Origin of the sequence: Planomicrobium sp. MB-3u-38 (genome assembly GCF_002836425.1) — a bacterium.
GTDB lineage: Bacteria > Bacillota > Bacilli > Bacillales_A > Planococcaceae > Planococcus > Planococcus okeanokoites.
The window spans coordinates 195,107-215,053 of sequence record NZ_PJBO01000001.1 but is presented as its reverse complement, the minus strand read 5'-3'; the positions used below and the strand labels follow the sequence as shown (position 1 = coordinate 215,053).

Genomic DNA, 19,947 nt, shown 5'->3' with positions numbered 1-19,947 from the left:
CCCTTCACGGATCAAACATAATCAAGAATTTTCAAATCTGTTTCATCTATAACCCCGAGTACCTCGCTTCGGTCCCATAACCTCATCTCTGACGTTTCGTCATTCTTCAGGAATGGCTGAAGCTTCTCCGCACTGCCAGCAAAAACAAGATTGTACTTGACGCTGCCATCAGACGTATTCTCTAATTTTAACAGCCCCTTAAACTCCAGTTCAGTTATGTATTGTCCGGTCTCTTCATAAAGCTCCCGGATGGCGCATTCCTTCTCCGTCTCTTCGCCTTCGAGCCGGCCTGCCGGCAATTCCCATTGTTTCCGCCATACGTTGTAAACCATCAGGACCTTGTCATCACAGCTGATCACCGCAAAAGATCCGGCAATCGGCGCGTAATTCTTTATTTCTTCTTCCTTTATGGCAATAAAATCGAGAATCCTAAAGCCGTTATTTTTGGTGGTGTTCAAGTGCAGCACTCCTTAATACGAACTTCACTTTATTCAATATACTGCTCCGTCAATCTCAAATACTCCTCAATAGCCTCTTTCAGCGCCTGCTGCGAAGCATTCCAAAACTCCGGCTTTGTTACATCGGCATCCAAGTAGTTCTGCGCCAGCTGCTCGACCGTCATCCGGCCCGAGTTACGAAGCAACTCGTCGTATTTCTCCTGAAAATCGCCTGTCGCTTCTTTTGCCAAACTGTAAATGCCGTTGCTGAACAAATACCCTATCGTATAGGGAATGTTGTAGAAAGGTTTGTCGGCGCTGTAGAAATGGCTGATGTACATCCACTTATAAGGGGCTGACCCTTCAATGATGCCGCCGTAGAAATCACTCTCCACATCTTTGATCAGGTTATTGATCTCTTCCACAGTAAGCTGGCCATGCTTTCTTCTTGTATAAAATTCCTGTTCGAATCGGAACATGTTCGGCACGCTTACTACATATTTAAGGCCGTCTTTAATCTTCACTTCCAATAAAGCCAGCTTTTCCTTTTCATCTTCTGTGTGCTCAATTGCCGCATCCAAGACGAGATTCTCCAGGAATGTAGAGGCAGATTCCGCGACAGATGTGCCTTTTTGCTGAGCGAAAGCAGGTTCTTCCTGCAGAATGTAATTATGATACGCATGACCGAATTCGTGTGCCAAGGTCACCACATCCTGATAATTTTCACGGTAGGTCATGAAAATGCGGCTTTCTTTGCTCAACGGCATGGAAGCGCAGAATCCTCCACCCGCTTTATCGGGTCGATTTTCAGTTTCAATCCAGCCTTCTTCAAAAGCACGTTCCGCAAATTGACCCAATTTTTCACTGAACTGGTGAAACTGCTTGATGATAATATCTTTAGCTGCTGCATAGTCTATCTTCTTCTCAGATGCAAAAGTCGGCGTTTCCAGATCGAACCAGCTGATCTCGTCCAGCCCCGTCAATGCGACTTTGCGCTGGAAATAGGCTCTATACAGATCCTTGTTGCCATCGATCGACTTCATCAATGCCTGAATCGATTCTTCCTGGATCCGATTCTGTTCGACAGCTTCTTTTAAAACATTGTTCCAGCCGCGCTGCTCGTATACATCCAGACGGAAGCCTGCAATCCGGTTCAATGCCGTGGCAAAGTCCTCTGCATGAGCTTCACAAGTTTCGGCAATCGCTCCTGCCGCCTTTTTACGATGTGAACGATCTTCTGCATACATCGCTCTATTCATTGCCTGACCAATTGAGACTCCTTGCTCCTCCCCGTCGGGCCCGATCGGAATTTTCAATTTCGCCAGGAGTTGCTGCTGTTGCTGTTCCCAGGCTTTGATGCCGTTGACCGACAGCACATTGATCAGCCGCTCCATTTCAACCGGCAGCCGGTCCTTTACCGTTTTCCGTCTTTCCTCCAAATAAAAAGAATACGGCTTCACTTCTTCCAGTTCGACAAACTCATTCCACCGGGTTTCGGGAAAGTTTGCCAGCGCTTCATCCAAGTCGATCTGCACCGAATCCAGCTTCGCTTTGATCACAGCACTTTCATCCAGCAGCACAACCGCATCGTTGTCTGTAACATCCTGCGAATAAACGCAAATCACAAAATCATCGAGTTCATCCCAGCCGCTCCTTGCATGCTGAAACTGATTGATGAGTTTTAGAAAAGCCTGAGCATCTATATTTTCTTCTTGATCATTTAAACTGCCGCTTATTTTATCGATCATGTCCTTCAACTCGGTTATCAAGTTTTTCAATTCGATTGACTGGCTGCCCCCAGCATATAAAGTGTTGAGGTTCCAATTCTGGTTAGTTGTCTGTTCCAATCCAATTCTCCTCTGCTGCCGTTTAATATTGTTCCATACTATAATGTAGTTCTACTTTTTCCTAAAAATTCCTTTTGAATATAAAAAGAAAGAAAGGCTAATATAAAATCCAGCCTTTCTCCTCGAACACTTATTAATTTTCAATCTTTTATTCCACGTAATATCCCAACACTTCCGCCTGGATTTCGTCGACTTTGATGATATGTTGACTGCCCCTGAACCAGTCATCGCCCACTACATAGATTTCATCATCAGCTAATGGGAATTTGGCTACGTCCATTTGAAAAATTTCTTCCATTCCGGTAGTTGTGCTTTCAGGGGAACTGTTAGCGTCGAACCATTCCAAATATTCTTCAGTCGAACTCGTTCCCACACGGTGCGCCCGTCCATAAAACGTGTCGAGTTTTTGGTCGTTGATGAAAATTTGTCCGTCCACGACTTCAACTTCTTCCCCCGGCAAAGCGACGATCCTGCCTACCGTCCGGCTCTTGCCGCTGAAAAATTCCGCTTCATAGACGATTACGTCTCCTCGGCTGGCTTCTTTAGCGGCGTTAGCTGGGTAAGCCTGCGGATTAATCAGCAAAGGATATTCTGAATAGTCGTGATTGCCGCGGTCCATCGCATCATAGCGGAAGTCGAAAACTTCCTGTGGCTCCGTCATTTCCGTGAAGCTATCAATTTCCGCCACTGTATCCGGATCCGTCAATACCGGCAGCTCTTCCGGTGTACTCGCAGGTACAGCTGGATTCGTATCATTACCATTCAGATTCAGTACGAGAAAAGTGGTGGCCACTATCAGAAGCAACATCATGACTGCGGCATATTTCAAGGCAGCAAAACGATTCATTGGCCGCTCCTCCTTTTTCATGTCGCTCAGAATTTTCCGCTTCAGCGGTTCGTTAAAGCGAGGCGATTCGCCGACAAACTCATCCAGGTCACGTTTGAATTTATTCATCCTGCATCCCCTCCCACTCTTTCAAATCCACTTTTTCGCGCAATAAATCCTTTGCGCGGCGCAATCTCGTTTTGACAGTGTTTTCCGGGCAGTTCAGCAGCTCGCTGATTTCCTTCGACGTGAATTCCTGGTAATAGAACAGCAGGATCACTTCCCGATATTTGATCGGAAGCTCAAGGATTTTATTCGTAAGATTGCCTCGATTTGTATGTTGTTCCAAAATCGTCTCGGGAGATTTGCCTGAAGAAATTAAACTGCCGATTCCATTCGAAAACAACGAGCGTTTGTTTTTCCAGCTCCGGAGATGATCATGGCATTTATTGACGGTAATTTTCGATAAATAGGTTTTCAGGGAAGCGCGGTTGTCGAACTGGGCGGATTTGCGGTAATAGCTGATGAACACTTCCTGCATGATGTCTTCGGCTGTTGCCCAGTCCTTCACGTAGAAATAAGCCAGCCGGATCAAGTATTCACCGTGGCTGTCCATGATCTTTTTCATCTCTTCATCGCTTATTTTCGTGTCTTCATGCACCGGCACACGCCCCCATCCCTTCCTGAACACCCAATAGACGCAAGTTTTCTGATAATAGTTTCGTTTTTTTAAGTATAGGTGAAAAAGAAGAGGTGTGGTTTGGGAATTTAAGCAATCTTGAACCTTATGCTATATGAAATTTATAGTGATAATAATGAATTAATCTTTTAAACAAATCAAAAGGCTTCGCGGATGCGAAGCCTTCTTTTAATGGATTGGAGTTTTTCGCGCCGCGAAAAACATCCGTTTTAGCTCTTTTGATTTTGTGGGCGGGGTGAAGCAGAGTAGCATTCTTCAACTTGCGCCGTTTTTAGGGCAGAAAAATAATACAAAAGACAGAAAAGCATCTTTCCGCGCAAACATGACCGGTTTCCGCGCATACTTGGATCTCTTCCGCGCATTTATATCCTTCTTCGACGCATACTTGTCTTTTTGCGCGCATACTCCCCTGTCTTTAGCGCATATATTTCAATTCCCAAGAAAACCGACTCAAAAGACACCGCTTCCCTTCATTATTTCTATCAAAAAAACCGGCCCGGAAGAGTAACCCCCCTGAGCCGGCCGATTTTATTCCATTAAGCCAGCTTCTCTGACTCACGCTTCTTTTTGACACTAACCAACGCTCCGACTGCAACAATCGCGAGCAAGACTCCCCAGAAGATCAGCTTCCATTCTGCCGAGTGGACGAAATCGTATGGCAGGATGCCGAGATTTTTATGCCCCAGAGTCAGGACAGTCAACTTTACGCCGACCCAGCCGACAATGACGAAGGCAGTTGTTTCAAGCTGCGGGTAGTTCGCAAGCAATTTAACGAATTTGTGTGCAGCAAAACGCATGATGACTAGGCCGACCAATCCACCGGCAAGCATGACGCCGAACTGGCCGCCGTTGATGCCGCCGATTTCCATCGAACCCAAGTGAGGCAATGTCATCGCCAAAGCGACTGCCGCAAGCATGGAGTCGATTGCGAACGCGATGTCCGCCAGCTCAACTTTGAAAACGGTCATCCAGAAACCTGAACCTTTTGTCGCTTCAGGTTCGTGCGAGTGTTCCTTGTGTTTTCGCTGATCGTAAATGTGCTTGAAGGCGATGAATAACAGGTACGCCGCACCTAACGCCTGAATCTGCCAAACATCAACGAGCAGCGTGATCAGGAACAACGCTGCGAAACGGAACACGAACGCTCCGAGTAATCCATAGAACAACGCTTTTTTCTGCTGCTCTTTCGGCAAGTGCTTGACCATCACTGCCATAACGACCGCATTGTCTGCGGCAAGTAACCCTTCAAGTGCTACAAGAACGAGCAGCACCCATACATATTCCAATAAAATTGCTTCCATCTTCCAAACCCCCAGCTAATTTTTTGCAACAAAAAAGACCCAGCCTAATTAAAGGCAAAGGTCTTGCTAAGCAAAATTAACTGCTATCACAGCCGGTGGCTCTTAACCACGTAATGACGACTGTGAAATAGGTTTCCCTATAGCTACTCCCCTTTGACGAATGTCAAAAGTCTATTGAGTTGTAACGTCAGTATAGCACCTTTCAAAAGAAAACAATAGATTGTTTTTGTCTGAATTGTGGCAAATTTAAGTGGGACGAGTTTTCATTGCCATAAACCATTACGTTCCACTGTATGGTTCGCTTCCCGATGTGATAGGATATTCTTAATTTAAATTGGAGGTGCGTGCATTGGGAAGGATTTAATGAAAATCGGTGAAATAGCAAAACAGAGTGGTGTGTCTGTAAGAACCATTGATTATTATACAACTGCGGGTTTATTGGCATTCGAACGCTCTGAAGCTAATTACCGGCTTTACCCGCCCAATGTTCTGCACACGCTCGAACGGATTCAAACATTGAAGAAACAGCGCATGTCGATCGCGGAGATTAGGGAAATTATTTGTGCAGGCGATACTCCGGAAACGGATGAACTGATTGATGAAGTGATCAATGAGTTCGATCAGCTGCAGCAAAAAATCGTCCGGCTGGAAAAACAGCTGAAGGATGCACCGTATTATGCGAAGACACAAACGGGCAAAGCACTGGAGAGAAAGATGGCTGCCATCACGGCTCTTTTGGTTTTGCTCCAATAAACCCCGGAGGTGAATCCCTTTTACAGGGACATAAGTGGATATAATTACGATATTGAATTTAGGATTATTGGTACTATTGCTCGGCCTGACAGCTTTTTTTGTCGGATCAGAGTTTGCGGTGGTCAAGATCAGGATGTCTCGGCTCGACCAGCTGATTGCAGAAGGCAATAAAAAAGCGGTTACCGCTAAAAAAGTGGCCGGCAACCTGGACTATTACTTGTCAGCCTGCCAGCTCGGCATCACGGTGACAGCCCTCGGACTCGGGGCGCTCGGTAAACCGACCGTCGAACGGCTGATGTATCCGATTTTCGAATTTTTTGCCGTATCGGATTCGGTTGCCTCAGCTTCTTCCTACGCAATCGCTTTCCTGCTGGTCACCTATTTGCACGTTGTCGTGGGAGAAATGGCGCCAAAGACATTAGCAATCGAATTTGCAGAAAAGATGTCATTGCTGTTGGCTCCACCGCTTTATTGGTTCGGGCAAATCATGAAGCCTTTCATCTGGGCATTGAACGGAGCTGCCCGCTTATTGCTGCGGACGTTCGGCGTTCAGCCTGGACATGAACAGGCCTATTCGGAAGATGAACTCAAAATCGTCATGGCGCAAAGCTTTGAAGGCGGCGCCATCAATGAAACCGAACTTTCCTATATGGAAAATGTCTTTACGTTTGATGAGCGGGCCGCCAAAGAAATCATGGTTCCGCGAACGGAGCTTGTGACGCTTGATAAGGATATGCCTTTAGAAGAGATTGTTGAAGTTCTCGATGAAAATAATTACACGCGCTACCCGGTCACGGAAGACGGCGACAAAGACCGTATCATCGGTTTTGTCAGCGCCAAAAAGATGCTGCCTCATATTGTTGCGGGACGTCCTTGGGAGCTGCAGAACTTCGTGCGGGAAATGCCGACCATTTTTGAAATGACCGGTCTGCAGGATGCTTTGCTGAAAATGCAGCAGTCCCGCGTCCATATCGCTTTGGTGGCCGATGAATACGGCGGTACTGCCGGCATGCTGACGATGGAAGATATCCTGGAAGAAATCGTCGGTGAAATCCGCGATGAGTTTGATGATGATGAAGTGCCGGATATCAGCCTCGTAAACGAGAACGATTACCTGATCAACGGACGTGTGCTGCTGAAAGATCTCGAAGACCGTTTCGGCCTGAGCTTTGAAGAAAGCGAAGACATCGACACGATCGGCGGCTGGGTTCATTATAAACGAGCTGGCGAAGTCCTTACCGGCGATACTGTAACGCAAGGTAAGACTTCGTGGACGGTCATGGAAATGGATCATCAGCAGATCAAACAGGTCCTGTTCCATCAGGAAGCCGCAGAACAATAGAAGCTTATTCAATATTACTCGGAGGTGAATCCCTCTTATAAGAGGGAACCATATTGGACGTACAGATAATCATTAATCTATTGCTCGTCGCGCTGATGATCATCGCGACCGCATTCTTTGTCGGAGCTGAATTTGCCATTTTGAAAGTGCGCATGTCCAGAATCGATCAATTGATTTCAGAAGGAAATAAAAAGGCATTGCGCGCCAAAGAAGTCGCTAATAACCTCGATTATTACTTGTCAGCCTGCCAGCTCGGCATCACCGTAACCGCCTTGATACTAGGGGCGTTAGGAGAGCCGACCGTTGAACGGCTGCTGCATCCTGTATTCGAATATTTTGCACTGTCTGAAGCAGTTGCCACTGCACTTTCCTATGCAATTGCGCTCGGGATTGTGACGTTCCTTCATGTTGTCATTGGGGAATTGGCACCGAAAACTTTGGCGATCCAATATGCGGAGCGCATGACGCTGCTGCTTGCACCGCCGCTTTATTGGTTCGGTAAAATCATGAATCCGTTCATCTGGGTGATGAACGGATCGGCCCGTCTATTGTTGAAAATGTTCAAAGTGGAACCGGCCGGCCATGAAGAAGCCCATTCCGAAGAGGAATTGAAGCTGATCATGGCGGAAAGTTACCAAAGCGGGGAGATCAATCAGACCGAATTGACTTACCTCAAAAACATTTTCGCTTTCGATGACCGCGTCGTCAAAAATATCATGATTCCGCGCGAGCAAATGGTCGCAGTCAACAATGGCTTTTCCCGCTCTGAATTTTTCGCGGAATTGGACGAGCACGAATTCACACGCTATCCGGTAACCGACGGCGGCAATAAAGACCGGCTCCTCGGTTACATCAACACGAAAGAACTGCTGACCAGCATGGCTGCAGGCAGAAAGCAGGATCCGGCTTCCTTTATCCACGCGATGCCGAGTTTCACTGAAAACACACCGATTCAAAAAGTACTGACAAAAATGCAGCAAAGCCGGACCCACATGGCGATTGTCACTGCTGCCGACGGCAAAACAACGGTCGGGCTCGTGACAATGGAGGATATATTGGAGGAAATCGTTGGAGAAATCAGCGACGAATCCATTGATCCGGAACTGGCTTAAGGATTTTTGAAGCAGGTACTCAAATAAAATCCAGAAAGCAGACAGGGCGAACCAGGAATTTAGTTTGCCCTCAGTCTGTCGAGAAACATCAACTTCTTCAATCATTTCGCTGCAGCCGGACGCGTTCCGCAGGGAGCTGCCTGAGCCTCCTCGTCGCTTTGCGCCTGCGGGGTCTCAGGACTCGCTCTGTTTCCTGCAGGAGTCGCCGGCTGCTGCTACATTTTATATCTGTAAAAATAGATGAATATTTTTCTCGAAAAAATAGTTAGATTACTACTTTATAAAAAGTGATTCTGAGATATGGAGCAAAACAGCGAGACTCCCAAGGGAGTAGAAACGGAGTTGGCTTTCCAACTCCGTTTCGAGCGAAGTGCTGAGATCCACTCGGGCGAAGGGGACCGAGACCGAGTTAGCTCAGTGCGAGCCCCAAGGAAAGCGAAGCTGTTTTGCGCAATATCGATTGCTTGCATTTATCTTTTTCTCAACAAGCTGAGGGCGAGCCAAGAATTTGGTTCGCCCTGTTTTTTATATTTTTTTCGCAGAGCGTATAACTCTACTTTCTGTTGCTTTCATATTCCTTCAGAAATTTTTCATCTTTTTTCTTCTCAACGAAACTCCAAATCAAATAAATCAGGATTGATATGCCTATTACCAATAATGAAGAGTTGAATACAAAATCAAAATCCATCTCATTGACGATCTGGTCAACCCCCGCCCTGTTTAAATGGCTTGTCCAACTGCTTTCATAATCAAAGAGGAGAAAGGATAAAATCAATCCCAATACGAGACCGCCCAATATAGAAAGGAATATTTTCTTCATTCCATGAACACCTCCTGTCAGCAATGTTTAAGCTGTAAAAAATGCATTGCAGGAAAGCCGCTTTTCCTGCAATGCATTTTGAATTCGCTCAGATATTTTTTTGGCTTTCCCTGTTGCTTACTTTATTCGTAACAAACAGCACAAGCACGATCAATAAGACTGAAAAAACGATCGCCCACGGACTTCCTTCTCCGAATAATGCCGTCAATACTACTTCAAACCCGGGAATCCCCAGCGCTCCTAAAAGTAAAGGAACCACAAAAATCCCGCTGAACAAACCTGAAATAAAAGCAAGGATAGACCCCTTTTTCTTCATCGATACACCTCCGATAATATAAGGGTATCATTAATTAACTTAATATTCAAAAAAATGGAAGAGAAGAGCATCTCATTCCCTTTCCGCTATCTTTTTCAACTCAATCGCCCGCTCCGCAATAAACCGGGTCATATATTTCTCGAGGAACAGCTTGTCCGCGATTTTCCCCAGAATCCCTAACGGCGACCGGTAAACAAACCGATCTTTCATTACCGTGCCGCTCCCTTTTCCAATAAATTCGTGTGTATGCGTAAACGAATGAAAGGCACCTTTCACCATCGCATCCGTAAACGAATGCGGCTTATCCATTTCGATAATTTTGCCCGTCAGTTTTTGCCTCACTCCGAGATGGGTGGCTTCCCAGGTAACCAAATCCCCTTTTTCCATCAGACCGGACGTCACTCCCGCAACAGCCCGCTCTTTTGTCTTGCCGGTTGTTTCTGTATGCACATCAACGTTCCTTGCAAGATCGAAGCAGACTTCAACTGGTGCTTCGATGTAGATTTCGTGGTTTATGGTTGGCATTAAAGTGCTCCCTTCAAGATATTCTGAATCCCTGAACTTTTAGTCTTCTTTTCCGTAACGTAAACCTTACTTAAACGACTACTCCATCAAAGGGGGATTGGTCATGAATTACAGAAAATTGATTGGCTTGCTTATGATCTCCACACTTTCATTAACCGCCTGTATCGGCCAGGATCCCACCACTCTGGAAAAAGAATCTGCATTCAACGATTTGCCAAGTGAATTTCAAAAACAGGGTGCAGCCGTCCGTATATCAAGTGAACAGGAAACTTACTCTCTCCCTATCGAGCAAATCCATCTGGTCATTGAAAATTCCGGAAGCAAAGAGATCGGTTTTAGTGCAGCTATTTATCTTGAAAAACTGGAAGAAGACGACTGGTATCAGATTCCCTATAAAAATTTAGGATTCACTGATGCAGAAATCGGAATAGCTGTGGGTGAGACTTACATTGATGAAGTGCCTATTGATATGCTCCATTATCAATTGCAGGAAGGAACTTATCGTATTATGAAATCATTCCACACCGGATCTGCGCGAAAAATGCTTGCTGCTGAATTTGAAATTGAATAGATTTAGGGACTGATTTGCATAAGAATTAATCCTTTTATGACCCAATCTTCCCCATCAAAACCGTATTATAATATTTTCCATCCCTTAACAGCTTGTCTTCCTTCAGGATGCCTTCTGTCTCAAAACCACATCTTTCATACAGGAGAATCGCTTTTTTATTCGTTTCAAGGACCTTCAATGTCATTTTTCTAATGTGATTGCTGTCTGCCCAATCGATGGATCTCTTCAATAGATTCGTTCCTATACCGTAACCCCAATACGCTTCCAATACGCCGACCCCGAATTCCACTTGATGGGCGGTTCGTTTGAGTGAATTGCCTTCGCACCTTGAAAATCCGACAATCCGGCCATCCGCTTCAGCCACTAGAAGTAAATTCCTGCTGCTTGCCGCATCTTCTTCGATGATCCGTTTGAATCCCGCTTCGTCTATGTATGCTTCGCCCGGTTCTCTGTCCAGATTTTCGGTTTCGCCGTCCACCTGCAACCTGACTTCGGACAGGGCTTTCGCATCCGCTATCGCCGCTGACCTTATACGGTACTGCAGTTCGTTGACAATAAATTCTTTCTCTTCAATTCTCATTTCCTATCCTCCGAATGTTGATTTCATTTTGATTTAAGAGAAAGCCTCATTTTCTTCATCTAATTAATCCATCCCTCAAGCATCTCTTCCGACAGTTCACCTTCATGAACTTCTTCGATCACGCCTTTTTCATCAACCAGGAACGAAGCTGGCAAATTGCCGACACGATACGCTTCTTTGATTGACCCGTCCTGATCGATCATCACGGGAAATGTCAGCTGGTATTGGTCGATGAATTGGCCCGCTATGAAGTCGGACTGGCCCAAATTGATGGAAATGACTTTAAAGCCGTCATCTTTATATTTTGAATGCGCGCTTTCAAGTGCAGGCATTTCCCGTTTACACGGCTCACACCAGGATCCCCAGAAATTGATGAGCGTTTTCCCTTCCAGCTCGTTGGATAAAACAAGCATCTCGTCCGCCACCGTCTCACCGGCAAAATTAGGAGCCTGCTTTCCCTGCGAAGTCATGGCCGTTTCCGGTTCTTCTTTCATACTTTCATAAGCTGCGTAAAACACCATCACTGCGAGCAGTCCCAAGACCGAGACCCTATAGATCATTCGCTTCTTTTTCTTATTCATCCGCTGCCCGCCTCTGTTCATCTTTTTGTAAAACTCTATGGAAATAATGGGAATATTCGTTAACTCTCTCGTGTTAGAATAGCATAGAGGTGTTTACGTTGGAAAATATCACTATCTGGGTCGCGCTCGCCGGCGGATTTCTCGCATTCATATCCCCGTGCTGCCTTCCTTTATACCCTTCTTTTGTTTCTTATATAACCGGTGTTTCCGTAAATGAATTAAAGGAAAATAAACAGGCTTCCTTCAGAAAAAAAGTCTTGATCCATTCAATTTTCTTTTCTCTCGGATTTTCCGTCATTTATTATGTACTCGGCTTTTCCCTGAGCACAATCGGCGGCTTGTTCACCAAAAATGAAACGCTTATCCAGATGCTTGGCGGCATCTTCCTGGTGTTCATGGGTTTATTTTTAATGGGCATCATCAAGCCTGAATTCATGTTCAAGGAAAAGCGCATAAAACATGAAAAGAAACCGGCCAGTTATTTGAACAGCTTTGTGGTCGGATTTGTCTTCTCGGCCGGCTGGACACCGTGCATCGGACCGATTTTCGGGGCGATCCTGACATACGGCAGCCTGGTTAACCCTGCGCACACGATTGCAGTCGTCACCGCCTATTCCCTTGGCTTCTGCATCCCGTTCATCATCATGGCGTTCTTTATCGGCAAGACGCGTTTCATCCTGAAGTATTCATCTGCCCTGATGAAATTCGGCGGTGCGATCATCGTGGTGATGGGCGTTATGATTTACTTCGACAAAATGTATTATTTGAACATCTGGACTGCAGAACTGCAGTACTTCCTCGAGTCATTGCTGACTTAAAGGATGATGGATGGATAAAACCTTCGCGGACGCAAAGGTTCCTTTAAAAGACTGGAGTTTTTCGCGGCTGCGAAAAACATCCGCTTTTGTTTTTTCACTTTTCGGCGGCTTGAGGAGTTTTTTCGGGTGTTTTACTCTCTGATGTGGTCGTTGGTGTGGGGTTTTTGAAGCTTGTGATGTTTAAAAAGCTCTTTTCTAAACATTAAGAGTTGGAATAGGGCCTGATTCAGCTTGAATTATGATAACTAAGATGTGAGTCTCCATTTTTAATTTCCATATTTTGGACTTACTGTCCGCAATTGGGCAAATACTGTCCGGAGTGAGTCAAATACTGTCCGCAAATCAAAAATACTGTCCTGAACTGCTGAAATACTGTCCGCAGGCATTTAACGGGCGAAGTTCGCACTATAAGCAATTGACAATCCATCCTCTCTCCCCATAAATAAAGCCCGCCTGTTCCCGGCGGGCTTTCATTTTCATTTTCATTTATCTTATTGATCCAACTCAAAATACGCCGTCAGCGAAACCTTGCGCCCCGCTTCATGCCACTTGCGGTATTCAGCAAACACCGCCTGGATGTCGTGGTCAAAACGCTGCTCGACCAGATACATGACTGCGAGAAAGCTGCGCCAGTAATCGAACATGATGCTCGATAAGCTGCCCTGATAGGAACTGCTGCCGAATTCGTCGATGGACCGGCCGCCGTATTGCGGCGTGAATGCCTCGACCAATTCCCGCTCCACCGCGGTGATGTCATCGAACTCGGTTTCGCTCAACAACAATTTCCGCGGCAGGTATTCACACATGCCCTCTTCGAACCAGATGCTGTCATCCCGCTCTTCGTCAAATTCATCCGGAAATAAATCCGAATGATGGGTCAGCTCATGACCGACGATCGTGAACAGGTGGTTTTCCGAATAGTTCTCGTAAAACTTCCGAATGTGAGGCAGCTCATTTCCGTCCAATTGCCGGATGAAAAGTTGTCGCCACGCGTCAAGATCCGGCGACATGTAGATGACGTCTTTATTGGTATAGGCCGGTATCGGGATGTCCGACAGCACCGAAGTCGCCAGCTCATCCGTTGTCCAGACGATGCCTTTCGGCTTGTCGGTCAAAGCGAAGTCTTGGGACAAAGTCTGCTCGTAATCCGCCACCCTTTCACTGAAGCGCTTGATAACCTGCTCGAATTTCTCGTAGTCTGCCATCTTTTCAAAAGCATAAATATGTTTCAACTCGAATACCCTCTTTCATTAAGGTGCATCTGCCGGCTCGATCCAGCTGTCCAAAAATTCACTTTGGTCCCCATCAAAATAATCTTCGAAGAACGTTGTGAAGTCTTCGCTGTCCACCCTTTTAAATTGGAATGCCGCGTAATAATCCGATAAAAATTCAAGCGCATTTTCGCGGCCGCCATTGGCATCGAAAAATTCCTTCAACATCAACGGCCCTTTGCCGTAGACCGTCGAGTAATAAGCGGCCTCTTCAAATTCATCCAGTGGCAGATTGACGTATTTCTCAGGCGGATGGCTGGCCTGGCTCAGCGAAGCATCCCAGAAACCGCTGTCCGTATCGCCGTTGCGCTCGCTGATGAACAGCGCCGTTAAAAATTCCGCCAGACTCTCATCAAGCCAGGCATCTTCGAACGGATCATTAGTCACCAGGAAATAAAACCATTGATGCGCAATCTCATGGATAAGTATGGGCTCCATCGCTTCCTGTTCCGTCGCCACTTCGATGACGTTGGGGTATTCCATATAACCGTCGTTCGCGATGATATCCAGTTCATCGAAAGGATTGTCGCCGATCTCCTTTTCGAAATAGCTGTAGGTTTCTTCCGCCAAAGCAATCGTTTCTTCCAGCAAATCGGCATCCGTCGGCATAAACACCCGCAAGTCTGTGTCGCCCGCTTGCGCCGTTCCTGTTTGCCAGTCTTCCGGATCCATAAAGGCGATGTAAAAATCCTTGAGATTGTCGCCTGCCAGTTCACCTGATGCAGCAGCCTCGATTGCGCCGTCGTCAGCTGAACTGGCTACCAGATATTCCTCTAGCAATTCAAAGCTGACGCTGAAATTACCGTACCCGGTGTCATAGGATTCACCTTTTGGATCGTAGTCTTCAATGTCCCAGCCGTTATCGTAAACCCCAAGCATCGGGTACCAATGCGCGAGATAGAAATTATCATCCACCTGAGCCAGGCGCATGCCGTCTTCCGGCACTTTGAGACTGTAGTCGACCGTCACTTCCACAGCGCCGCCGGTTTCCAGCTCGGTCGGTAATTGAATCATCAGTTCATTATTTTCCAGCGTGAAATCAGCCGGCTCCCCGCCGATCAATACATCAAACAACTCGACTTCCGCCTGTCGGTCACGGTAAGAATGGGTCTCCACCGCATTCATGGCGTTCGGTACGAGATAGAAGCCAATCTCCTCCCAGGCATCCTCGGAATCGTTCGTCACTTCGATGAGAGACGACACCGTGAACAGCCCATCCTCCTCCATTTCAATGTCCAAATCGTAATTGGCATTCACGCCCTCCGGTTTGCCGTCCGAAACCTGTTTTTCGGGTTGGCCCGAAAAGAAAGCGATCATTAAAATCGCCACGCTGATCAATGCAATGACGCCAGCTGCCACCCATCCTTTTTTCTTCATAAGCCATCCCCCGTTGAAATTCTTTCTTTTATTCCAATAAAACCGGCTGCAGGCCGGAAATAAAATCTCCTTTTTTATCCATTTACAAGTCTATCATCTAAGAGGCGCCCAGGTCATTCGAAGTCCGGCGAATAGGTAAAATTGACAAAGCGGGACCGCTTGCATAGAATAAGGACAAGCTTTTGTATGATCATGGGAGCAGGCGCCGGGAGCGGCGTCGCCTGAGTACAGCCGAGCTGAGCATAGCAGAGTAAATCGTCGAACAGGAAAAGTAGCGCAAAAAGCCTCTAAAAGAGAGCCGGTGGCAGGTGGAAACCGGCGGGGCGAATGCGTGAATGGGCCTGTGAGTGGTGTCCTGAAAATCGAGTAGGGACATCCGTTTCCCCGCGTTACTGGGGATCAAGTGAAAGCTGCAATGGCTTTAACACGAGGTGGCACCGCGGTCAATCCGTCCTCTACAAGGAACAGTCCTGTTCTTTGCAGAGGGCTTTTTTTATTGGCCGGCGCTGTCGAACCGAGACCAGAGGAGATGAGCAGAGATGGAGATCAGAAAGATCGAAGGAGATTTGCTGACGCCGATTGCGGTGTTCAACCGGCTGAAGGGGCCGAGAAAGTTTTTGCTGGAAAGTTCGCTTAAAACGTCGCTTACCGGACGCTATTCGTTTATCGGCGCCGATCCGGTCAAGTCTTTTATCGGCGAGAAAGAGCAGCTGATGGAAATCAACCACAGAACCGGCGAAGAGACGATTCACCACGGGAAGCCGCTGGAAATATTGAAAGATTTGGTCCCGACCGATCGTGAATCGATTGAAGGACTGCCGTTTACCGGCGGCGCGCTTGGCTATATCGGCTATGATGCCATTGCGGCTTATGAGCCTGTTGAGGCAGCACGCGTGAACAGCCTGCAGATGCCGGATATCCATTTGCATGATTACCAGACCGTCGTGATATTCGATCATGTAAAGCATGACGTAACGATAGTGTCCACTGAAGGCGAAATCGACCAAGTAACAGCTCAATTATATGAGGCAGAACAGTCCGCTGATCCCGAATCACAGCAGCCGCTTACTTTCCGGTCGACAACGGATGCCGACAGTTTCAAACAGAAAGTGAACCTGGCGAAAAAACATATCGAAAACGGCGATGTGTTCCAAATTGTGTTATCGCAGCGTCTGTCCGCTGATTACAAAGGAGACTCTTTCAACCTCTACCGGAAATTGCGCAAGCAAAACCCGTCTCCATATCAGTTTTATATCGACTTCGCGGATTACGCTGTGGTCGGAGCCTCACCCGAGAGTTTATTGACCCTCCGGGGTGGCCATATGGTGACCAATCCCATTGCCGGCACACGGAAACGCGGACGGACCGAAGAGGAAGACGCGCGCTTGGCCGAGGATTTGGAGCAGGATGAAAAAGAACGGGCAGAGCATCAGATGCTGGTCGATCTCAGTCGCAATGACGTAGGGCGCGTGGCTGCCATCGGTTCGGTGAAAATACCGAAATACATGAAAATCGAACGCTATCAGCACGTAATGCACCTGGTATCGGAAGTCACCGGCGAACTTGGTGAAGACATGCATCCACTCGACGCACTTGTTTCCTGTCTGCCGGCGGGCACGGTCTCCGGTGCTCCGAAAGTCCGCGCCATGCAATTGATCCAGCAATTCGAAGAAGAACGAAGAGGCGTCTACGGCGGAGCGATCGGTTATCTCGGCAATAACGGGAACCTTGATATGGCGTTAGCTATCCGTACGTTCGTCGTCAAAGACGGCCAAGTCCATGTCCAGGCAGGAGCCGGCATCGTTTACGACTCAATTCCCCAGGCGGAATTTGAAGAGACGCTGCACAAAGCCCGCTCGCTGACGGAGGTGTTCGGATGATTCTCCTGATCGATCATTTCGATTCATTTACTTATAATATTTATCAGGCCGTTTCTCTATTGGGCCGTGAAGTTGAAGTTGTGCGCTACGGTGTGCTGACGGCTGAGGAAATTCTTGAACGGGAACCAGAAGCCATCATCCTGTCCCCCGGTCCGGGCCATCCCGATGCAGCCCCTGAATCGATTCGGCTGATCCAGCTTGCCGGCGACTCGGTTCCGCTGCTTGGCATCTGTCTCGGCCACCAGCTGATTGGCGCTGCTTTTGGCGGAACAATTACACACGCACCCGTCATCCGCCACGGAAAAGTATCCGCAATTTCACACAGCAATCAAGGCATGTTTTCAGAAATGGCAGTTCCGCTTCCTGCCATGCGCTACCATTCGCTGGTGGTCGAGGCGGAATCACTTCCTTCCTGTCTGGAGGTTCAAGCTGTTTCGGAAGATGACGGAATGATCATGGCCATAAAACATACCGACTATCCGATTTACGGCATCCAGTTTCATCCGGAGTCGATTGGGACGCCAGAAGGTGATAAATTGATGGAAGGATTTTTGAATCGGATATGAAAATAAAAACGGAATTCCTGCGCCATGTGAGTGGGCGGAAATTCCGTTTTTTAAATTGGATTTATTTCATATCGGCTTTTATTTTTTCCGGAATCATAACGACTGCAGTCGCGAGATCAACCGGCGAAAAATCAGGGTCAATACATTCCTGCCAGTAAGCCATATGCTTTTCGTCAATCCAGTGAGTCGACGTTTCCACTTCCTGGCCGCCCTCGCCTTGGATCGAATACCAATAGAGATACTCACTGCCGTCGAGCGTTTCACGGAAAATCGTCTCGACATACATTTTCTCTCCCTCCAAGGTGACCAAAACATCTTTCATATTGCCATTCAGAAATGCCAGCCATTCATCGACCACAGCTGACTTTCCATCTTTAACGCGAAACCTTGTTAATTCTACGTTCATTGGTGATTCTCCAATCCTATTTATTTAAATACAGCATCGATCTTGTCTCTATCGTAATCGAGGATCCAATCGTTATATTGTTCGTATAAAAAACGGATATTTTCTTGGTCTGCAGCGATGATATCGCATCCCCGGTCATCGTAGAGATGGTAAATGAGTTGCTGGGTTATATTAATCAAATAAATCTGGGCGGAACTTCCCTGATAACTAGTAATGGTCGACGGGTGATCGAAATCCTGGTAACAGATGGCCTGCAATAATTGCGGGTAGCGAATATCCTTTTTGCGGCAGGCGTAGCTGAAGCGGCGAGTCGTGATATTATCATCGAATTCCGACAGTTGGATATCTTCCAGCTGTAACTTATATAAGGCCTGCGGTTGCTTAATGTATTTCTGATATACATTCAAAGGCTTTTTGCGAATAAAGGAATTGTTTCGCCATGTAATCAGGTCAGTCACTAAAAGGATTTCATCTTCTTCATTGAAAGCCGCATCGAATAAAGCTTTGGAACGCTCGAAAGCCTGCGCTAAAAAGTTCGATTCTTTGTTAGAGCTTTTAGGATCCGCTATCTCGAAACGCAGCCCGGGTTCCCACGCATAAAACAGGGCTGGCACAAGTTCGATGCCATTAAACGATTGATCCATAAAAGATGGCAGTTTGTCAGGCATTGGATTCCTCCGTTTTTTTCAAGGTTACACTTAGTGTTACTCCACTTTCAACACGCTCAAATGATCTGCAGTCGTAATCAGATCAATTTTCTTGTCGTCCTTCTGGTAAATCGGCGTCAGATCGCCTTCAACTTTCTCCCAGCCATTCAACTTCAACGCCCATTGATAGCTCCAAGGAATGCCGTTGTCGCCGGAAGCTTTCGGCCAATCGTAATTCTTTCCGAATTCATTTTCTTCAACCAGTGTGGCGCTTTGCGGTATCGGAAAATCCAGTAACTCCGCGTCTGCTTTGTAACTCGAAATAAGTACAAAAAAGGAAATGCCACCTATCAGAACTAATAAGCTTAATGCGATTGGCCAAATGAATTTTTTCATTGATAATTCTCCTCGCGATCTAAATTTTCCTCAATTTAAATCTAACTTCTGTTGTTTCACTAAATATTTCAAATTCTTCTTTCTTCAAATATACAGATTGTGAAAAAATAAAACCAGTTGAGTTTGAAAAATATTTTTTCTCTATAAAAAACAAAAAAATCCCGCGAAGGAATAGTTTCTCCTCCACGGGATTTTCTTTGAATCACATTTGAGCGCCATGATCACGCGCAATATCGTCTTCCAGTTGTTCAATTTCCAGAGTCCAACTGTCGAGCGTGTGCAGCAGGACTTCGCGCACGATTTTCGGATAGTCATCTATACGCTCTGCCACTTCCTGCTGCAGTTCCAGCCGGTCCGCTTTCAATTCCGCCACAGCAATTTTCTTTTGCTTCACTGTAAGATAGTCATAAACCTTTCTTATGTTGCCCACCACCTCATAAAATCCTTGTAACGCAATCCGAATCTATCAACCAGCACCGCTTCGAGTTCGGCTAAATAACCGTCCACCGCTTCCAGTAAATCTTCCGCGGCGATCAAATCTAAATGTTCAAATTCCTGCCAGATTGAAAACAACTGCCACCGGCCAGCACTTTTCCTGTTGAAAGCCAATATCGGACCTTCTCTTTCATCATGCTCCATCGTGAAAAAGTGAAAGTCTTTATTCGCGCCGGGATCCTTCGTCCTCCAACGTTTCAAAGCGACACCAAGTTCAAGCAGCGTAAGAGACGGCTCCCAGAAGAAGCGTCTATCCCCTAACGTGATAGTCAGTTCTCCATCGACATCGATCAATAGTTTACCATTTTTCTGCTTCAGCAGTTTCGGGTCCAATTCCAATAAAGGATCCAGCTTAAAATCAATCGTCAATTTCCCCATTC

24 protein-coding genes and 1 other annotated feature are annotated in these 19,947 nt (G+C 46.6%); of the genes, 7 read left to right on the top strand and 17 right to left on the bottom strand.

Going from position 1 to position 19,947, the window contains the following annotated elements; translation table 11 throughout:
- Nucleotides 1-11: 11 nt before the first annotated feature.
- The 5 genes from CXF70_RS01280 to CXF70_RS01260 form a co-directional block, all read right to left on the bottom strand.
- A complete protein-coding gene (locus CXF70_RS01280; RefSeq protein ID WP_233208509.1) occupies nucleotides 12-467 on the bottom strand; it encodes an NUDIX hydrolase in 456 nt (151 codons plus the stop codon).
- A gap of 20 nt (nucleotides 468-487) precedes the next feature.
- Nucleotides 488-2,284 carry a M3 family oligoendopeptidase gene (locus CXF70_RS01275; RefSeq protein ID WP_233208508.1) on the bottom strand — a complete coding sequence of 599 codons (1,797 nt, stop codon included), beginning with the start codon at nucleotides 2,282-2,284 and terminating at the stop codon, nucleotides 488-490.
- 148 nt (nucleotides 2,285-2,432) lie between these two features.
- On the bottom strand, nucleotides 2,433-3,239 hold the full coding sequence (locus CXF70_RS01270; RefSeq protein ID WP_101801164.1) for a S26 family signal peptidase: 807 nt from the start codon (nucleotides 3,237-3,239) through the stop codon (nucleotides 2,433-2,435).
- Nucleotides 3,232-3,771 (bottom strand): RNA polymerase sigma factor, encoded by a 540-nt coding sequence (locus CXF70_RS01265; RefSeq protein WP_233208507.1) that lies wholly within the window; start codon nucleotides 3,769-3,771, stop codon nucleotides 3,232-3,234. Before CXF70_RS01265 ends, CXF70_RS01270 begins: the two co-directional genes overlap by 8 nt.
- A gap of 575 nt (nucleotides 3,772-4,346) precedes the next feature.
- The gene (locus CXF70_RS01260) at nucleotides 4,347-5,111 is read right to left on the bottom strand and encodes a TerC family protein (RefSeq protein ID WP_101801163.1); all 765 of its coding nucleotides are present in this window, start codon (nucleotides 5,109-5,111) and stop codon (nucleotides 4,347-4,349) included.
- Between the two features lie 363 nt (nucleotides 5,112-5,474).
- Between CXF70_RS01260 and CXF70_RS01255 the strand changes: the two genes are divergently transcribed.
- From CXF70_RS01255 to CXF70_RS01245, 3 genes are read left to right on the top strand one after another with little or no spacing between them, the layout of a single operon-like run.
- Entirely contained in the window at nucleotides 5,475-5,864 is a 390-nt protein-coding gene (locus CXF70_RS01255; RefSeq protein WP_101801162.1) for a MerR family transcriptional regulator, read from the top strand.
- Nucleotides 5,865-5,898: 34 nt separating this feature from the next.
- Nucleotides 5,899-7,206: a hemolysin family protein gene (locus CXF70_RS01250; protein WP_101801161.1), complete on the top strand. Its 1,308-nt coding sequence runs from the start codon at nucleotides 5,899-5,901 to the stop codon at nucleotides 7,204-7,206.
- Between the two features lie 53 nt (nucleotides 7,207-7,259).
- Nucleotides 7,260-8,318, top strand: coding sequence for a hemolysin family protein (locus CXF70_RS01245; RefSeq protein ID WP_101801160.1), 1,059 nt, complete (start codon nucleotides 7,260-7,262; stop codon nucleotides 8,316-8,318).
- A 553-nt stretch (nucleotides 8,319-8,871) separates the two neighbouring features.
- On the opposite strand, the gene CXF70_RS01240 is transcribed toward CXF70_RS01245, so the two are convergent.
- The 3 genes from CXF70_RS01240 to CXF70_RS01230 all read right to left on the bottom strand — a co-directional run bounded on the left by CXF70_RS01240 (nucleotide 8,872) and on the right by CXF70_RS01230 (nucleotide 9,979).
- Nucleotides 8,872-9,138, bottom strand: a complete 267-nt coding sequence (locus tag CXF70_RS01240; protein ID WP_101801159.1) for a hypothetical protein — start codon at nucleotides 9,136-9,138, stop codon at nucleotides 8,872-8,874.
- A gap of 88 nt (nucleotides 9,139-9,226) precedes the next feature.
- Nucleotides 9,227-9,454 (bottom strand): hypothetical protein, encoded by a 228-nt coding sequence (locus CXF70_RS01235; protein WP_101801158.1) that lies wholly within the window; start codon nucleotides 9,452-9,454, stop codon nucleotides 9,227-9,229.
- Between the two features lie 72 nt (nucleotides 9,455-9,526).
- On the bottom strand, nucleotides 9,527-9,979 hold the full coding sequence (locus tag CXF70_RS01230; RefSeq protein ID WP_101801157.1) for an SRPBCC family protein: 453 nt from the start codon (nucleotides 9,977-9,979) through the stop codon (nucleotides 9,527-9,529).
- 103 nt (nucleotides 9,980-10,082) lie between these two features.
- Between CXF70_RS01230 and CXF70_RS01225 the strand changes: the two genes are divergently transcribed.
- Nucleotides 10,083-10,550 carry an immunoglobulin-like domain-containing protein gene (locus CXF70_RS01225; protein ID WP_101801156.1) on the top strand — a complete coding sequence of 156 codons (468 nt, stop codon included), beginning with the start codon at nucleotides 10,083-10,085 and terminating at the stop codon, nucleotides 10,548-10,550.
- A gap of 34 nt (nucleotides 10,551-10,584) precedes the next feature.
- On the opposite strand, the gene CXF70_RS01220 is transcribed toward CXF70_RS01225, so the two are convergent.
- Together CXF70_RS01220 and CXF70_RS01215 are read right to left on the bottom strand one after the other, a co-directional pair.
- Nucleotides 10,585-11,130: a GNAT family N-acetyltransferase gene (locus tag CXF70_RS01220; protein ID WP_101801155.1), complete on the bottom strand. Its 546-nt coding sequence runs from the start codon at nucleotides 11,128-11,130 to the stop codon at nucleotides 10,585-10,587.
- 59 nt (nucleotides 11,131-11,189) lie between these two features.
- Nucleotides 11,190-11,711: a redoxin domain-containing protein gene (locus tag CXF70_RS01215; protein WP_158241139.1), complete on the bottom strand. Its 522-nt coding sequence runs from the start codon at nucleotides 11,709-11,711 to the stop codon at nucleotides 11,190-11,192.
- A 98-nt stretch (nucleotides 11,712-11,809) separates the two neighbouring features.
- On the opposite strand from CXF70_RS01215, the gene CXF70_RS01210 reads away from it, so the two are divergent.
- Nucleotides 11,810-12,529, top strand: coding sequence for a cytochrome c biogenesis CcdA family protein (locus CXF70_RS01210; RefSeq protein ID WP_101801153.1), 720 nt, complete (start codon nucleotides 11,810-11,812; stop codon nucleotides 12,527-12,529).
- Between the two features lie 491 nt (nucleotides 12,530-13,020).
- On the opposite strand, the gene CXF70_RS01205 is transcribed toward CXF70_RS01210, so the two are convergent.
- Both CXF70_RS01205 and CXF70_RS01200 read right to left on the bottom strand, forming a co-directional pair.
- Nucleotides 13,021-13,761, bottom strand: coding sequence for a hypothetical protein (locus CXF70_RS01205; protein ID WP_101801152.1), 741 nt, complete (start codon nucleotides 13,759-13,761; stop codon nucleotides 13,021-13,023).
- A gap of 18 nt (nucleotides 13,762-13,779) precedes the next feature.
- On the bottom strand, nucleotides 13,780-15,177 hold the full coding sequence (locus CXF70_RS01200; RefSeq protein ID WP_101801151.1) for a M1 family metallopeptidase: 1,398 nt from the start codon (nucleotides 15,175-15,177) through the stop codon (nucleotides 13,780-13,782).
- A gap of 249 nt (nucleotides 15,178-15,426) precedes the next feature.
- Nucleotides 15,427-15,636: a binding site (T-box leader), on the top strand.
- 80 nt (nucleotides 15,637-15,716) lie between these two features.
- On the opposite strand from CXF70_RS01200, the gene trpE reads away from it, so the two are divergent.
- Both trpE and CXF70_RS01190 read left to right on the top strand, forming a co-directional pair.
- Nucleotides 15,717-17,057: an anthranilate synthase component I gene (gene trpE, locus CXF70_RS01195; protein ID WP_101801150.1), complete on the top strand. Its 1,341-nt coding sequence runs from the start codon at nucleotides 15,717-15,719 to the stop codon at nucleotides 17,055-17,057.
- Nucleotides 17,054-17,623, top strand: a complete 570-nt coding sequence (locus CXF70_RS01190) for an anthranilate synthase component II (protein ID WP_101801149.1) — start codon at nucleotides 17,054-17,056, stop codon at nucleotides 17,621-17,623. Before trpE ends, CXF70_RS01190 begins: the two co-directional genes overlap by 4 nt.
- Before the next feature lie 61 nt (nucleotides 17,624-17,684).
- On the opposite strand, the gene CXF70_RS01185 is transcribed toward CXF70_RS01190, so the two are convergent.
- The 5 genes from CXF70_RS01185 to CXF70_RS01165 form a co-directional block, all read right to left on the bottom strand.
- A complete protein-coding gene (locus CXF70_RS01185; RefSeq protein ID WP_101801148.1) occupies nucleotides 17,685-18,029 on the bottom strand; it encodes a DUF6176 family protein in 345 nt (114 codons plus the stop codon).
- A 20-nt stretch (nucleotides 18,030-18,049) separates the two neighbouring features.
- Nucleotides 18,050-18,697: a DUF3885 domain-containing protein gene (locus CXF70_RS01180; protein ID WP_101801147.1), complete on the bottom strand. Its 648-nt coding sequence runs from the start codon at nucleotides 18,695-18,697 to the stop codon at nucleotides 18,050-18,052.
- 36 nt (nucleotides 18,698-18,733) lie between these two features.
- Nucleotides 18,734-19,072, bottom strand: a complete 339-nt coding sequence (locus CXF70_RS01175; RefSeq protein WP_101801146.1) for a hypothetical protein — start codon at nucleotides 19,070-19,072, stop codon at nucleotides 18,734-18,736.
- A 202-nt stretch (nucleotides 19,073-19,274) separates the two neighbouring features.
- The gene (locus CXF70_RS01170; RefSeq protein WP_145990691.1) at nucleotides 19,275-19,505 is read right to left on the bottom strand and encodes a hypothetical protein; all 231 of its coding nucleotides are present in this window, start codon (nucleotides 19,503-19,505) and stop codon (nucleotides 19,275-19,277) included.
- Nucleotides 19,490-19,945, bottom strand: a complete 456-nt coding sequence (locus tag CXF70_RS01165) for a DUF7878 domain-containing protein (protein WP_101801144.1) — start codon at nucleotides 19,943-19,945, stop codon at nucleotides 19,490-19,492. Before CXF70_RS01165 ends, CXF70_RS01170 begins: the two co-directional genes overlap by 16 nt.
- Nucleotides 19,946-19,947 lie beyond the last annotated feature (2 nt).

Coding starts and splice junctions, on each gene's coding strand:
- CXF70_RS01270 (WP_101801164.1), bottom strand. CDS start 3,239: ATGAATAAATTCAAACGTGACCTGGATGAGTTTGTCGGCGAATCGCCT.
- CXF70_RS01175 (WP_101801146.1), bottom strand. CDS start 19,072: ATGAAAAAATTCATTTGGCCAATCGCATTAAGCTTATTAGTTCTGATA.
- CXF70_RS01165 (WP_101801144.1), bottom strand. CDS start 19,945: ATGGGGAAATTGACGATTGATTTTAAGCTGGATCCTTTATTGGAATTG.
- CXF70_RS01220 (WP_101801155.1), bottom strand. CDS start 11,130: ATGAGAATTGAAGAGAAAGAATTTATTGTCAACGAACTGCAGTACCGT.
- CXF70_RS01240 (WP_101801159.1), bottom strand. CDS start 9,138: ATGAAGAAAATATTCCTTTCTATATTGGGCGGTCTCGTATTGGGATTG.
- CXF70_RS01180 (WP_101801147.1), bottom strand. CDS start 18,697: ATGCCTGACAAACTGCCATCTTTTATGGATCAATCGTTTAATGGCATC.
- CXF70_RS01190 (WP_101801149.1), top strand. CDS start 17,054: ATGATTCTCCTGATCGATCATTTCGATTCATTTACTTATAATATTTAT.
- CXF70_RS01235 (WP_101801158.1), bottom strand. CDS start 9,454: ATGAAGAAAAAGGGGTCTATCCTTGCTTTTATTTCAGGTTTGTTCAGC.
- CXF70_RS01215 (WP_158241139.1), bottom strand. CDS start 11,711: ATGAATAAGAAAAAGAAGCGAATGATCTATAGGGTCTCGGTCTTGGGA.
- CXF70_RS01230 (WP_101801157.1), bottom strand. CDS start 9,979: ATGCCAACCATAAACCACGAAATCTACATCGAAGCACCAGTTGAAGTC.
- CXF70_RS01225 (WP_101801156.1), top strand. CDS start 10,083: ATGAATTACAGAAAATTGATTGGCTTGCTTATGATCTCCACACTTTCA.
- CXF70_RS01185 (WP_101801148.1), bottom strand. CDS start 18,029: ATGAACGTAGAATTAACAAGGTTTCGCGTTAAAGATGGAAAGTCAGCT.
- CXF70_RS01255 (WP_101801162.1), top strand. CDS start 5,475: ATGAAAATCGGTGAAATAGCAAAACAGAGTGGTGTGTCTGTAAGAACC.
- CXF70_RS01260 (WP_101801163.1), bottom strand. CDS start 5,111: ATGGAAGCAATTTTATTGGAATATGTATGGGTGCTGCTCGTTCTTGTA.
- trpE (WP_101801150.1), top strand. CDS start 15,717: ATGGAGATCAGAAAGATCGAAGGAGATTTGCTGACGCCGATTGCGGTG.
- CXF70_RS01200 (WP_101801151.1), bottom strand. CDS start 15,177: ATGAAGAAAAAAGGATGGGTGGCAGCTGGCGTCATTGCATTGATCAGC.